This window comes from Phocaeicola coprocola, from assembly GCF_041333015.1.
Taxonomy (GTDB): domain Bacteria; phylum Bacteroidota; class Bacteroidia; order Bacteroidales; family Bacteroidaceae; genus Phocaeicola; species Phocaeicola coprocola.
In genome coordinates this window covers 1,288,618-1,303,880 of sequence record NZ_JBGKGM010000004.1, presented here as the reverse complement: position 1 = coordinate 1,303,880, position 15,263 = coordinate 1,288,618, and the positions used below count along the sequence as shown (strand labels likewise).

The following is a 15,263-nucleotide window of genomic DNA, read 5'->3' as shown; positions in this document are numbered from 1 at the left end:
TATAAAATCATATAAAAAGATAGAAGTATATTTTATAAGTATGATCTTTTTCTTAGCTTTGCATACATGAAGAAGTTAATGACAATCGGAGAGGCCGCAAAGGTTTTGGGAGTAACCACAACCACGCTTCGCAATTGGGACAAAAAAGGATTGCTCAAACCTGATGAACTGACCCGTGGAGGGAACAGACGTTATAGATTAGAGTCTTTGAAAAACATCAAGGACGACCTTCACATGGTTCAAGACGGATTAAAAACCATTGCTTATGCCCGTGTTTCATCTCACGACCAAAAGGAAGATCTTATACGCCAAGTTGCTGTCCTTGAATCCTACTGCGCCAAGAAAGGATTTGAATATGAAGTAATACAAGACCTTGGGAGTGGCATGAATTACTACAAGAAAGGATTGACAAAACTTCTGAATCTCATCCTTGAAGGGCAAGTGAGAAGATTGGTATTAACGCATAAAGATAGACTCCTTCGCTTTGGCGCAGAACTTGTGTTCGCTATTTGTGAGGCCAAGGAGGTGGAGGTAATAATTATCAATAAAGGAGAGGAAAACGTAAGGTTTGAAGAAGAACTTGCAAAGGACGTTCTGGAAATCATCACCGTATTTTCTGCCCGTCTGTATGGAAGTAGAAGTAACAAAAACAAGAAATTATTAGAAGATGTAAACAAGGCAGTAGCCGAAAATTTGAATAGTAAAGAATGATAACCATATCCCATAAGATAGAACTCGTACCGAACAACAAGCAGAAGAGCTACTTCCGCAAGGCATTCGGTTGCGCCCGTCTTGCTTATAATTGGGGGCTTGCCGAATGGCAACGCCGTTATAAGGAAGGTGATAAAGTAGATGCTTATGGGTTGAAGAAAGCGTTCAATGCTATCAAGAAAGAAGAGTTCCCGTTTGTCGTTGAAGTCACAAAATATGCTACGCAGCAGCCGTTTATTAATCTTGGAAAGGCTTTCAAGAAGTTCTTCGAAGATTTGAAGAAAGGTATCGTTTCCTATCCGCAATTTAAGAGAAAGAAGGATAACGAAGGCAGTTTCTATATTGGCGGTGACCAGGTTTCATTATCTGATACCAATCGCAATTCAAAGGCTTTCAGAAAGATACCACACAACGGAAAACAGAAGCATCAGTATCTTAAAGTCCCCAATCTTGGCTGGGTGAAGATGACTGAACGGCTGCGGTTTATCGGGAAGATAAACGGAGTGGTAATATCACAGCAGGGAAACAAATACTTTGCATCTTTCAGTGTCCAAGCGACGGAGGATGAATACAAGCGTACCCATCCGAACGCTGACACCGACAAGGGAGTCCGGATGGCAGGGATTGACCTTGGCATAAAGTCAGCATTGATACTTTCCGGCGGAGTTGCCGTAGAGAATCCGAAGCCGCTGAAAAAGAACCTGAGAAAAATAAAGAAAATAAGCAGACAGCTTGACAAACGTGTACACGCGAGAAACAAGCAGGAACGTTTGGAAGGCAAGAAAAAGTCGAACAACTACAGGAAACTGTCTGTCAGACTTTCCAATGCACAAAGAAAAGTGGCAAATATACGACGTGATTTCACACAGAAGGTCACTACAATACTTACCACCCACTATGCGCATATTGCATTGGAGGATTTGAACGTGAAAGGAATGGTGCGCAACCATAGGCTGGCCCAATCCGTTTCAGATGTGGCGTTCGGTGAGTTATGCAGACAGATAGAATACAAGTCGCTGCTGAACGGGGTTAAAGTTCTGAAAGCTGACCGTTTCTATCCGTCAAGCAAAACATGCAGTGTTTGCGGTCATATAAAGCAAGACTTAAGATTGAGCGACCGCATCTATCATTGTGCTAAGTGTGGTGCTATAATAGATCGTGATTACAATGCAAGTCTGAATCTTCTTTCTCTTATCATAAAAAAACAAATAGGGGCAGATTACCCCGAATCTACGCCTGAGGACTTGACGGCTCTGCTTTCCCGCTTCGTAAGAAATGGAATTGCAACCAGCAAGGTTGAGACAGGAAGACAACATAAATTATAGGATTCTATATGTTTTTCTATGATTTTATAAGTTTGTCAAATCGGATTATTGTATGAGATATCTTTTGCCTCTGTTTGAGTGTGAGATTGAAACAATGATGCTTAAAACAAAATATTATAGGAAAAAAGATTATTTTATAATAATAATTGTATATTTGGTGATGAGTTTACCTTATATTAATAAACGGCAAATTATTATATATTGATTTTATTTATTGGGATATGAAGACAACGTTTTTATGGAGTGTATGTATTTTCTTGTTATGCCTGCTCGGTTTGAACGGGTGCAGCAGTGACACAGACGAACCGGCAACTGAAGTTTACCATCTCTCGTTCGAGAAAGATTATTACGAATGTCCTTTGATAGGGGCCAAGAGTATCATGGTACGAGGGGGAAACAGAGATTATGACGTGGAAGTGGCGAATCCTGAAATTATGGAGGTAACAGTCGATTTGTCGAGTCCGGTCGGGAGGGGCAGCCTGCGTATAGCTCCCAGACAAAAAGGGAAAACAATGGTTACGGTGAAAGATAATGTTACCCATGAAACCGTTAGTCTGGAAATAAAGATAGTAGACGCTTATCTGAATCTTTTGGTAGCCAATCCGGTACATGAACCTTACGCTCAGGGTGATGAACTTTTCCTGATAAATAATGAGGATAGAGATTTCTATTTGTACGACGAAAACTGGCAGCTGCGTGATAGTGGCAGCTATAAGTTTTATGTCGACGGTGAAACTCCTTTTCTGGAACTGACGTTTGCAAAGGGTACGGACGGGAAAAAGATCCGTCTGTACGATATATCTTTGACAAACCAGCAGATGTTTGCTGTAATAAAGTCGTTGCTGGGATGGGACTGGAGAGAGTATATGAACGGTGGGGCAGTCACTCGGGAAGTGTCGCCTATTGTCATGCACGCTACGGATACTGAAACCGGTGTCGACTGCTATTTTATAGTCCAAACACACAGTATGCCCGAACATGTGCTCGACTGAATTGTAATTCCTGAGTTTTTCGATATTCCCCTTACCATGCCGACCGGATGGTGAGGGGAATTCTTTTTTCATCTTGGGCGAGATATTATTCCGCCTTTTTTTATGGATCGGAAAGTGAAAATACAATGTGTCAGCATGAATACCTTATTTTGTACTGCTATCGGACGCGCTGGCAATACAGCAACAACTAAGTTGGTTGTTACTAGATTTACAGCAGAAGAAGGTCAGGTGGTTGAAAACTTGACTTTGGACATGACAGCATTGGCATTTGATGGTGATGAACTCGCTGCACATTTGGGTCTAGATGATTTGAAAGGCAGACCGATTTTGTTCAATAACATCGAAACTAACGGTACTTATACACTTACTTATCCGGTAACAGTTGAAGAATTGGCCGATTTGAGAAAGCAAGTTGAAGAGCAAAATCCGGGTGAAGAAATTACTGATGAAACTCTCTATGCTGTAATTTTGAATGCTTTTGCTGATTATAGCTCTCCAGATAGACAGTCATTGTGGCTTGCTTCAGAAGGTAGTTGGGTAGTGCTTAGTATGACAATTGATGAGGCTCAAAAGAATTCTAAAGTTGGATCAGTTGATCTTGAAGTAAATGAAAGTACTTACTCACCAGTTGAAGAAATTGACAAGTATTTGGATTTGAATACTTCGAAAGTTCTGTTTAAGAAAGCTGGTAACCTCGATGTTAAAGCTGCCGCAGCTGCTGTCAAGAAGTACTTGGATAAGAAGTATACATTTAAGACTTCTATCGAGTCTCAGTCAATGATTAAATCAATGAAAAAATAATCTTTTGGGATATTACTTGCATGGCTTTGTCCGGAATGTTTCTGGACAAAGTTCATAAGAGGAGATAAGGAAAACGTTCCGTCAGGCTTATAAGGCTTGGCGGAACGTTCTTTTTTATGTACTCATAGGTATACAGGTCGTGAGAAAAGATCTGTAATAGTTTCTTCACACGAATCACACGGTTTCTTTACATCGCGTTTATGTGGGTGTAATACCCGGCTTTTACTTTTGTTGCGTCAATTTAGAAACACTTAACTAAAGAATATGATGACAACAAAATTTAAACGGTTCTTATTGTTTTTTATGGTCTTGCTGCTTTCGGCAGGACAAGTGATGGCTCAGGACAACCGGGCTGTCATTTCGGGTATTGTAACCGATGAAACCGGAATGGGGGTTATCGGAGCTGCTATTCAGGTAAAGAATGAATCAACCGGATTTAATACCGGTTCTATTACAAATGAGAATGGTGAATATACCATCAAGCAGTTACCGCTGGGTGGACCATACAGTATAACGGTAACTTACGTAGGCTATGGCGATCAGAAGAAAACTGGATATACACTGAATCAGGGAGATTTGCTCCGACTGGATTTTCAGTTGAAAGAAGAGAGTGTAGTGATGGAGGCGGTAGAAGTAGTTGCAAATTCATTGAAGAATACTATTGCCACTACCGGAGCTGCTACTTCCGTTACGGAACGCGACCTGGCAAAGCTTCCTGTAAACGGACGTAACTTTACTTCGCTGGTAGATCTTTCTCCACTTAGTACCGGCTCCAGCCTGTCAGGACAGCTTGCATCGTCTACCAACTATACCATCGACGGTATGACGGCAAAGAATCCGACTTCGGGAGGTAGTACGACAAGCCGAAACGGTGTGCCGTATGCTATTTCTATGGAGGCTATCCGTGAGTTTAAGGTGGTAACCAATCAGTACGATGTGACCAACGGACGTGCCGGAGGTGGTACGGTGAGTACAGTTACCAAGTCGGGTACCAATACGCTGACCGGTAGCGCGTTTACTTTTGCCCGTGCCAACTGGTTGTCCAGTCCGTATGATATCCGCGGAAACAAGCGCGACAATGACTTCTCTACTTATCAGTTTGGTGCTTCACTGGGAGGCGCGCTGGTAAAAGACCGTGCTCACTTCTTCATTGCATGGGATCATCAGGCAGACTCTCGTCCGCTGTATATTGCCGATATCCAGAGTGCTGCCGATGAAAAACGTTATAGTCTGACCACAGACGTACGCGACCGTTTCTTACAAATTGCACGCGATAAATATGGAGTATCATCCAATCCTCAGTTTGGTGCTTTCGATAAGAAGCAAAGCACTGATGCCGTATTTGCCCGTTTAGACTGGCAGATCAATGCTACCAATCTTTTGACGTTTACAGATAACTTTGTAAACGATATGAATAATCTGGGATTGGGGGACAATACCTCTATCTGTCTGTACGAAACTTATGGTAATGTACATTCGCTGAACAACAGTGCCATGGCTACCTTGCGTTCGGTAGCAGGTCCGAAAGGAACCAATGAACTGAAGTTGCAGCACCTTTATACGCTGGAAGAATCTATGCCTGGCGATGAGTTGCCTTCTTCCAATATTCCCCGAGCTGTTGTCAGCAATGTAGAATCTCAGATTGACGGTAAGACGGCTACTACCAGCATTCAGTTGGGAGGACAGCGCTATTGCCCTGAAAACTTCTACAATCATGTGCTTCAGCTTGTCGATAATTTCTACTACAATACAAACAAAATCAATTATACGTTTGGAGTAGACATGATGTATACACACATGAACTCACGCTATGGTAGTGAAACGAACGGACGTTTCTACTTCAACGGACTGGACGCTTTCGACAATCTGGAACCGTACCGTTATGTTCGTGAACTGTATCTTACTCCCGACGACCGTGTGAAACAAAACATTCTGAATGCCGGTGCTTATGCACAGTTGCAGACTAAGCTTTTCCCGGGATTTGAACTGATTGCCGGCTTGCGTCTGGATAATGCTACTTATTTCAACAAGGGTACGTTCAATCAGACTGTATACGATGAATTGGGATTGAGAACAGACAATGGCTTGTCTACTTTCCAGGTTCAGCCGCGTTTGCAGTTTACCTGGGATATCAATGACAAACATAAAGATATCATCCGTGCCGGTGCTGGTATCTTTGCTTCCGATATCAACAACTATGCCATGATCAACAACATGGTGTTCGACGGTACACGTACTGCTTCGCTGGATATTACACTTGACAAAACAGCTTCCAACTATCAGGAAATGCTGAACCTCATCCGTCCGGATTTCCCTTCGTACCGCAAGGATCCGTCTACAGCACCGGGAGCCGGACTTTTCAATAATCCGAATGTGGAAAAACTTTCTACCATTAACATGAATGGTGCTGACTGTAAGGTGCCGGTTATTTATAAGGCTAACCTCTCGTATACACATTTCTTCAGCGACCGTCTGAAAATGAGTGTAGCCGGATATATGACACTGGGACGCAACAACTATATGTATGTAGACCGTAACATGGTGGATGAACCGTACTTCCGTATCGCTTCCGAAGGAAACCGTGGAGTGTATGTCCCTGCAAATACTATCGACGATAAGGGGGTAGCCGACTGGAAAGAGAGCAGAAAGAGCGACAAGGTAGGACGTGTGCTCGAAATGGTAAGTGAAGGTAAGGTTAATCAGTTTGCTTTCGTTATCGATGGTACATGGCGTTATTTCAAGGATGGAGAACTTTCATTCAGCTATACATGGAACGATACAAAAGACAATACTTCTTACAACGGTAACGTGGCAAACTCGGCTACACTTTCTCAGATGGTTGTAGACGATCCGCGTGATTTGAGCCAGATGAGCTATTCAAGCAATCAGTTCCGTCATAAAGTGGTAGTATATGGTACAGCTCCTACTTTCTGGGGAATCAGTGTGGGGGCACGCTTCTCAGGTATCGGCGGTACACGCTATTCACTCATCGTAGGTGGAAATGTGAACGGTGACTTTGTAGATTCAAATGATTTGGCTTATATTTACGATCCGAACGATCCGAATACTCCGCAGTATCTGAAAGACGGTATTAACAATATTCTTTCTAATCCGGATGTAGAGGAAAGTACAAAAGATTATATTCGCAAGAGTTTCGGAAAGGTAGCCGAACGTAACGGTGGAGTAAACGGATTCTACGGTACACTCGACTTGCGTCTGGCTAAGAAATTCCAGTTCTACAAGAAACACAGTCTGGAACTCTCGGTCGATATATTCAACGTACTGAATATGCTGAACAAGGACTGGGGGGCAGGACATAACTTGGGAGCTCAGAAGATTTATACCATCAAGAGCTTCGATAAGGAGAAAAAAGAGTATGTATACAATGTCAATGCAAATACCGGTGTGTCTAGTCTGAACGGTACTCCTTATCAGGTTCAGATCGGGTTGAGATATGCGTTCTGATAAACAAACTGAAAATAAATAACGATGATTATGAAAACAAGAAATTTACTGATGGCTTGTGCCTGTGCACTCTTTACACTGGCAGGTCAGGCTCAGACACAGGTGATCGCTCACCGCGGATTCTGGAAAGCAGAAGGTTCGGCACAGAATTCTATTGCAGGATTGAAAAAAGCTGCCGAAGCTAAAGTGTATGGTTCTGAATTTGACGTACAGCTCACAGCCGACGGAGTGGTGGTAGTAAACCACGATGATGCGATAGACGGACTGGTTATCGGTGAAACGGCTTACGATAAGCTGAAGGACCTGAAACTGAAGAACGGTGAGAAACTTCCTACGCTTGCCGATTATCTGGAAGCCGGAAAGAAATTGCCGGATGTACAGCTGATTCTGGAAATCAAGCCTCATAAAACAAAGGCACAGGAAGACCAGATTGCAGAAACTACTGTAAAGATGGTAAAGGAATACGGATTGGAAAAGCAGGTGGAATATATCTCATTCAGCATGAATATCTGTGAGCAGCTTGCTCGTCTTACTCCCAAATCGGAAATCGCTTACCTGAAGAGTGACATCGCTCCCAAGGACGTAAAGGCAAAGGGTGCTAATGGCATAGACTATCACTATAAAGCATTCGAAAAACATCCGGAATGGGTGAAAGAGGCTCACGAACTGGGCATGAAGGTTAATGTCTGGACTGTGAACAATGAGAAAGACATGAAAAAGATGATAGACCTGAATGTAGATTATATCACGACCGACCAACCTTTGGAAGCTGCTGCTCTGGTGGCAGGAAAGTAATGGCGGAAGCATGGATTGCTCCGATTGTAACCGATTCTAAATAATATTATCACACACAGGAAATAGGGATGTAACATGACATCCCTATTTTTGTATCGTCAAAATAGTAGGCACGATATCGAGTTTCCGAAATATACACAACAAAAATGCCGCAGGTCGTACGTGGAGTATCGCCTGCGGCTCTCTTTTTATATAGACGTATATCGTTTCGGGTTGTATTACAGCGTAAGTGGAATACCCCGGTAGAAATCGAGTATCTTGGTGCGGAACAGGTAGTCGTATTTGGCCTGAAGACGGTCGGAAACGGCTTTCATCCAGGCCGTACGCGATTCGTTGTACTCCGTAGCGTTTGCCTTGCCGTTGGTGTACTTCTCTTTCATCAGCAGGAAGGAAGCCTGTGCCGCTTCGTCGGCTGTAAGGCTGCTGTGATACTGGGTTTCGGCGTTTACGGCATTGTAGTACGCCTGCTGTATTTCTTTGTAGAGGTTCTTTTTACTTTCCTCCAGTTGCCAGTAGTATGTATGTTGCTGGATACGGGCGCTGCGTACGCGGTTACGGGTTTCAAAACGGTTGAAGATTGGAACGCTGAGCGAGAAACCGATATACTGGCTGAAGTTGTCGCGCAACTGTGAACCGAAATTACCGTTCTCCATGCCCGAGACATTATAGAAATTGGTACTGATACCTGCTCCGAAGCTGAGTTGCGGATAATAGGCTCCCTTAGCCATGCGGATGCTCTTTTCTGCTCCCTCCAGCCGGTACTGTGCTGCCTTGACGGAAGGTTTGGTCAGAACCGCTTCGGCATATACCTCGGCCGGTGATGTCTGTATCTTGAGGCCGGCAATGGAGTCGGTAGCCGGTGATACGATAGCGAAATCATCGGGAGAGGGAAGCTCCAGCAGTTGGCTCAGGTCGAGCAGCGAAAGACGCCGGTTGTTTTCCGCCTGTACGGCTGATAGTTCGTCTTGTGCCACACGGGCCTTGGCTTCATACCACTCGGCTTGCGAAGCCTTTCCGTTTTTGTAGAAAGCTGTTTTCTGCTCCAGCATTTCCTTGCTCAGCGCAAGCTGTTCGTTGGCTACTTTCACCAGTTCTTCATTGAAAAGCACTTGCAGGTAGGCCGAAGCGACCTGTATGCTGATATCTTCTTTGGCTTTGTTCAGGTCTTCCATAGCCGCTTGCAGATTCAGTTTCGAGAGTGCTACGTTGTTTATTTTCTGAAGTCCGCTGAACAGTGGAATGCTGGTGCTCAGGTTCAGTCCCGTATTTTGGGTGTTGAGGCTCTGATAGGTATTGTCTGCCTGAAGACTCCGGCCGAAATTGAATGAGTGCGATGCGCTTCCGTTCAAGTCGGGCAGGAAGCTGTTTTTGGCTGTGCTCAACTCTACTTTACTCTGCTCGCGCTGGGCTTCCTGTAGCTTGATGGTCAGATTGTTTGCAATGGCATGGTCGATACATTGCTTCAAGTCCCATTTCTGCTGGGCATAAGCCGGCATTGTGACAACGGAAGCTATGATAAATAATTGTTTCAGTTTCATGATTGCATAAAGATTAGTCTTCGTGTTTCAGTCCGCGGACAAGTTCGCCGGCACTGACACCTTGTTTGATTTCCATTTTGATTCCGTCGCTGATACCGGTCTTGACAGCACGGCGTACGAACTTCTGTAGCGGAACACTGTCGGTCAGTACGTAGACAAAGGCAGAATCTCCCGAAAATTCCAGTGTGCTTTCCGGTACAGCCAGCACATTATCTGCACGCTGAAGCTCCATTTCGGCATTGGCACTGTAGCCCGAACGGATGGTAACACTGTCGGGAACAGTAATGGCTGCCTTGATTTCAAACTGGTTGGCTCCGTTGTTTTCTACGCTCTTGGGCGAGATATATTCCAGTATGGCATCGAATTTCATGTTCTGCAAGGCTCCCAGAGTGATTTTTACGGGGATTCCCTCACGGATATGTCCTACTTCTGTTTCGTCTACGTTGCCGCGGAAAATCAGGTCGCTCATATCGGCTACGGTAGCGATGGTCGTACCGTCATTGAATGTGTTACTCATGATAACCGAGTTTCCTACCTTGACAGGTACGTCCAGTATCAGACCGTCGATGGTAGAACGGATAAGAGTGCTGCTGAACGAAGCACTGTTTTTGGTGATACCTTCTTTTACAATCTCCAGATTATCTTTGGCTGCCTGAATCTCTTCACGTGCCTGACGGGCAGCCAGCAGTGTCTTTTCGTATTCCTCGTTGCTTACCAGCTTATCGTTGTAAAGCTTTTCCATACGTGTCAGGTCGGTTTCTGCCTGACGTCCGTTCATTTCTGCCAGGCGGACACGGCTTTCGGCAGAGTTCAGTTGTCCCAGTTCGGGGATAACCTTTACTTTGGCTATGACTTCACCTTTCTTTACTTTCTCGCCTGCTTCTTTGTATACTTCGGCAATGATACCCGAAATCTGCGGCTTGATCTGTACCTCGTCGCGCGGTTCAATCTTTCCCGTTGCTACGGTAGTCTGTACCAGATTGGTGGTTTCTACTTTCTGAATGTCGTACTTCGTGTCTTTAGGCTGTGACTTCTGATACAGGAAAACGAATGTTCCTATAAATATCAGTGCGATGAGCACCAATATGCCTATTTTGATATACTTCTTCATATAAATTGGTTTATGTTTTTATTTCTTCATTACTAACAGCAGGTAAGCGTTTATTCGTCGCGTATCGCCTCTATCGGTTTGATAGCCATGGCACGGTAAGCAGGTATCAGTCCTGCAAGCAGTCCCAGAACAACGAGCAGGATGCAAGCTCCGACAGCCTGCCAGAAACTGATAAGGAAATGTGCCGGAAGTCCCGGTTCTGAAGTGGCCGTTTCTACGATGTTGAGCAGGAAGACGGCAAACGATATGCCCGCCATACCGGCCAGCGTAGTAAGTACCATACTTTCCAGCAGAATCTGTTGCAGAATGTCGTCGGGACGTGCACCGATGGCGCGGCGGATACCGATTTCAGTTGTCCGTTCCTTGACGGTTATCATCATGATATTGCTGACTCCGATGGCTCCGGCGAGCAGTGTACCCAGTCCTACGAGCCATCCCAGCATCCGGATGCCCGTAAACAGGTTGTCCATCATGCTGAACATTGCTTCCGCATTTACACGGATGACTGCCTGTTCGTCGTCGGGATGAATGGCGTGTGCCAGCTTGATGGTACGTTCCACATCCTTTTCCACCTGACTGATGGAATATCCTTTCTTGGCTGTATATCCCAGCATGTCGATTTGCTTCCCACGGTTATAGTTCTGCTGCATGGTGGTGAACGGGATAACCACCGAGGTTTCCGACTGTCCGTTGACCGACATGTTGCCTGTAGCCTCGTTTACGCCTACTACACGGTAATAGATGCCATTTATCTCGATGAATTGTCCGCACGGATTGTCTTTCTTGGGAAAGAGCGTTTCGTAGATACGCTTCCCGATGACGCACACCTTCCGGCGGTCGCGTATGTCGGTTTCGTTCAGCGAACGTCCCATACGGATAATCGGTTCTTCTATCTTGTCGTATTCCGGATAAAGTCCTTTCAGGGTTCCCGACAGCGTGTATTCCTCGCGTACGATATTTACTCCCCATTGTGCGATGGTGGCAGTCACCACATCGATGCCTGGCACAGAGTTGCGTATGCGTTCCACATCCTGATTTTCCATGTTCCACCCCCTTCCCTGCTGAAAACCCTTGTAGGCTTTCGAGGTCTTGTTTGTCGCCATAAAGCCGGAATTGGTGGCGAATCCCTGAAACTGGCGTGAAAGCATGTCCTGCATACCCTGAGCTCCGCCCATGAGGGCAACCAGCATGAATATTCCCCAAAAGATACCGAAGGCAGTAAGCACGCTTCGTGTCTTGTTACGTGTAATGGTAAGGAGGATTTCCTCCCAGGTGTCAAAATCTACTCTTCTCATGTCAGTCTGCTCTTAATGCTTCAATAGGACGGATACGGGCTGCCTTACGTGCCGGAAAGAGTCCGGCAAGCGTGCCGGCGATTATCAGTGTGAGTGTGGCCTGAACAGCTATGCTGAGGTCTACTGTCGGGTTTTCGAAAACCGTTACGCTGAACACACCCGCATCGACGGTCTGTCTGCCTGCTATCTGATTCATATATTCTGTGACGGCAATGCCTGCCACCATGCCGATATAGCCGAAAAAAGTAGTGATGGCCACACTCTCCGAGATAATGAGCCACAGGATAGACATCGGTTTGGCTCCCAGAGCTTTCCGGATGCCGAACTCGTGGGTACGTTCGCGTACGGTGATAAGCATGATATTGCTTACCCCCACGATGCCGCTCAGCAGGGTGAATATACCGATTACCCAGATAGCTATGTGCAGCATACGGGCTGCCGATTCTTGCTGGAGATATTGAGTGAAGCGGTTCCACATCCAGATGGCACTCTGGTCGGTAGGATCGAAGTTTTTGTGGAGCCCCATGGCACGGCGGTAGCTCTGCTCGAATTTCTCATTGGTGACTTCGTCTGTCAGCCCTTGCGTAGTGAATGTCAGGTTGTCTATACTGTCGCCCTTGCCGTATACAAGCTGAAGTGTCGTGAAGGGAACAAGTGCCGAGGGCGAGAAACTGTTCTGGTCGGTGTAGATGCCTATTACCTGATAGGCCACTCCTTGTACATCGATATACTTTCCTATCGCCTGGGTACGTGGAAACAGCATCTTGACAGTCTTTTCGTGCAGTACGATCATCTTCCGGCGTTCCTTCATGTCGCGGTCGTTGATGAAACGTCCCTGTTTCAGTTTTACAGCTTCCAGTTCCGTATAGTTGGGAAAGACGCCCTCCAGCGAAATGGAAACGTGTTCCTTGCCGAAGGTGAGGATGGCGTCGCTCTTGCTGATGCTGGCTCCGGTGGTGATGACTTTATCGGGGAATGCCTCTGCGGTAAGCTGAAGATCGCTTTCATTCAGCGAGAGTCTTCGGCCTTCTTTCAGTCCGTTGAACGGTTTCGATGTATATCCCGGATAAATTTTGATAGAGTTCATTTTCATGTTCTGCGATTGTCCCTCGAAAGCATGGATAAGTCCGTTTCCTGCCCCCAGCAATACAATCAGCATGAAAATTCCCCATGCTACGGAAAATCCCGTCAGTATGGTGCGCAGCTTGTTGCGCATGATGGTTCCGTATATTTCCTGTATCAAGTCGGTCATGGCTGGTTCTGTGTGCGTTTATTTCATAAATCCGTTCTTGCCGAAAGGAGATGCATTGTGGTCGATGTTGTCTTCTATCCGCTCTATCACTCCGTCTTTGATGTGGATGATTTTGTTGGTCTGGTTGGCTACTCCGCTTTCGTGCGTCACAACCACGATGGTCAGTCCTTCTTTGTCGTGCAGCTCCTTCAGGATGTTCATTACCTCTACCGACGTCTTGCTGTCGAGTGCACCCGTAGGTTCGTCGGCAAGGATAATCTGAGGTTTCGATATCAGTGCCCGGGCTATGGCCACACGCTGCTTCTGTCCGCCCGAAAGCTCGTTGGGCAGGTGGTGTGCCCATTCCTTCAGTCCCAGCTTGTCGAGATACTCCATAGCCAGTTCGTTTCTTTTCTTTCTGCCCACTCCCTGATAAAACAGCGGCAGTGCCACATTTTCCATGGCATTCTTAAACGAAATCAGGTTGAACGACTGAAAGATGAATCCGATCATGCGGTTCCGGTATTCCGCCGCACGGGTTTCGTTCAGATTTTTTATTAACACATCGTTCAGGTAATACTCGCCCGAATCGTAGTTGTCGAGAATCCCTAATATATTTAGTAAGGTAGACTTTCCCGATCCGGAGGCCCCCATAATAGAAACGAATTCACCTTTCTCGATGCGGAGATCTATGCCTTTCAGCACGTGTAGCGGTGCTCCGTTGTGATATGTCTTGTTGATGCCTTGTAAGCGTATCATGATTAAGATTGATTTGTGTCAGGTTACGTGTCGTTAGACGCGGCTAAGATATAAAAAGTTACACGAGGGTTGAATAAACTTATAAAAAAATTTGTTCGGTTTTCTCCGATTGCGTACATTTGCCACATATAACTAACCTTTAACAATTTAATGTCATGACAATAAATATGGAAAAACCCTACGTGGTGGGAATGGACATCGGTGGTACTAATACTGTTTTTGGAGTAGTAGATTCTCGTGGTAATGTATTGGCTTCCGATTCTGTAAAAACACAGCAGTACGCTGAAGTAAGCGAATATGTAGACGCTGTATGCAAGAAGCTTCTTCCGTTGCTCCAGCAGTTTGGCGGTGCAGAAAAGATTAAAGGTGTGGGAGTAGGTGCTCCTAACGGTAACTATTATAGTGGAACAATCGAATTTGCTCCGAACTTGCCATGGAAAGGAGTTATTCCTTTGGCTGCTATGTTCGAAGAACGTCTGGGTGTTCCTACAGCGCTTACAAACGATGCAAATGCGGCGGCTATCGGTGAAATGACATACGGTGCAGCACGCGGTCTGAAAGATTTTATCATGATTACATTGGGTACAGGTGTAGGTAGCGGTATCGTTATCAACGGTCAGCTGGTTTACGGTCATGATGGTTTTGCTGGTGAACTTGGTCATGTTGTTGTTGATCCGGCAGGACGTCAGTGCGGATGCGGACGTAAAGGATGTCTGGAAACTTACTGCTCGGCTACAGGTGTGGCACGTACAGCTCGCGAATTCCTTGTTGCACGTTCTGAACCAAGCTTGTTGAGAAACATCCCGTCAGAAGAAATCCAGTCTAAAGATGTTTACGATGCAGCTGTAAAAGGCGATAAGCTGGCTTTGGAAATTTTCGAATTTACCGGTAAAGTTTTGGGTACTGCATTGGCTAACTTCGTTGCATTCTCTAGCCCTGAAGCAATCATTCTCTTCGGTGGTCTGGCTAAGTCGGGTGACTATATCATGAAGCCTATCCAGAAAGCATTGGAAGAAAATGTATTGAATATCTATAAAGGAAAAACAAAATTGCTTCTTTCTCAGTTGAAAGATGCTGATGCTGCCGTACTCGGAGCTAGTGCTTTGGGATGGGAAGTAAGAGAATCATAAGATAGAATATTTTGTATTTTAGCATATTTGGGGTCCGGAAGTCGTGAGATTTCCGGGCTTTTTTTATGCTGATATATATAAAAAAACTTGCCCATGTTTTGTGATAAACG

12 protein-coding genes are annotated in these 15,263 nt (G+C 45.3%); 7 read left to right on the top strand and 5 right to left on the bottom strand.

The window, feature by feature from the left end; all coding sequences use genetic code 11:
• The first annotated feature begins 66 nt into the window (after positions 1-66).
• The 6 genes from ACDG22_RS16210 (at position 67) to ACDG22_RS16185 (ending at position 8,089) form a co-directional block, all read left to right on the top strand.
• On the top strand, positions 67-711 hold the full coding sequence (locus ACDG22_RS16210) for an IS607 family transposase (protein WP_007570895.1): 645 nt from the start codon (positions 67-69) through the stop codon (positions 709-711).
• On the top strand, positions 708-2,036 hold the full coding sequence (locus ACDG22_RS16205) for an RNA-guided endonuclease InsQ/TnpB family protein (protein WP_007570894.1): 1,329 nt from the start codon (positions 708-710) through the stop codon (positions 2,034-2,036). The genes ACDG22_RS16210 and ACDG22_RS16205 overlap by 4 nt, the downstream gene beginning before the upstream one ends.
• Positions 2,037-2,257: 221 nt before the next feature.
• A complete protein-coding gene (locus ACDG22_RS16200; protein ID WP_270230266.1) occupies positions 2,258-3,028 on the top strand; it encodes a hypothetical protein in 771 nt (256 codons plus the stop codon).
• 135 nt (positions 3,029-3,163) lie between these two features.
• Positions 3,164-3,829: a hypothetical protein gene (locus ACDG22_RS16195; protein WP_270230267.1), complete on the top strand. Its 666-nt coding sequence runs from the start codon at positions 3,164-3,166 to the stop codon at positions 3,827-3,829.
• Positions 3,830-4,093: 264 nt separating this feature from the next.
• Positions 4,094-7,294: a TonB-dependent receptor gene (locus tag ACDG22_RS16190; protein WP_370858971.1), complete on the top strand. Its 3,201-nt coding sequence runs from the start codon at positions 4,094-4,096 to the stop codon at positions 7,292-7,294.
• A 30-nt stretch (positions 7,295-7,324) separates the two neighbouring features.
• Positions 7,325-8,089, top strand: a complete 765-nt coding sequence (locus tag ACDG22_RS16185) for a glycerophosphodiester phosphodiesterase (protein ID WP_022125662.1) — start codon at positions 7,325-7,327, stop codon at positions 8,087-8,089.
• 218 nt (positions 8,090-8,307) lie between these two features.
• On the opposite strand, the gene ACDG22_RS16180 is transcribed toward ACDG22_RS16185, so the two are convergent.
• The 5 genes from ACDG22_RS16180 to ACDG22_RS16160 are packed head-to-tail and all read right to left on the bottom strand — an operon-like array spanning position 8,308 to position 14,023.
• Positions 8,308-9,627 carry a TolC family protein gene (locus tag ACDG22_RS16180; RefSeq protein WP_118483658.1) on the bottom strand — a complete coding sequence of 440 codons (1,320 nt, stop codon included), beginning with the start codon at positions 9,625-9,627 and terminating at the stop codon, positions 8,308-8,310.
• Positions 9,628-9,640: 13 nt separating this feature from the next.
• Positions 9,641-10,738, bottom strand: coding sequence for an efflux RND transporter periplasmic adaptor subunit (locus ACDG22_RS16175; protein WP_022125660.1), 1,098 nt, complete (start codon positions 10,736-10,738; stop codon positions 9,641-9,643).
• A gap of 50 nt (positions 10,739-10,788) precedes the next feature.
• Complete coding sequence (locus ACDG22_RS16170) at positions 10,789-12,033, bottom strand: ABC transporter permease (protein WP_007568011.1); 1,245 nt, start codon at positions 12,031-12,033, stop codon at positions 10,789-10,791.
• A 1-nt stretch (position 12,034) separates the two neighbouring features.
• Positions 12,035-13,285: an ABC transporter permease gene (locus ACDG22_RS16165; protein ID WP_007568012.1), complete on the bottom strand. Its 1,251-nt coding sequence runs from the start codon at positions 13,283-13,285 to the stop codon at positions 12,035-12,037.
• A gap of 18 nt (positions 13,286-13,303) precedes the next feature.
• Positions 13,304-14,023 (bottom strand): ABC transporter ATP-binding protein, encoded by a 720-nt coding sequence (locus ACDG22_RS16160; protein ID WP_007568013.1) that lies wholly within the window; start codon positions 14,021-14,023, stop codon positions 13,304-13,306.
• Between the two features lie 155 nt (positions 14,024-14,178).
• Here ACDG22_RS16160 and ACDG22_RS16155 point away from each other — a divergent pair, with 155 nt between their 5' ends.
• A complete protein-coding gene (locus tag ACDG22_RS16155) occupies positions 14,179-15,153 on the top strand; it encodes an ROK family protein (protein WP_007568014.1) in 975 nt (324 codons plus the stop codon).
• Positions 15,154-15,263 lie beyond the last annotated feature (110 nt).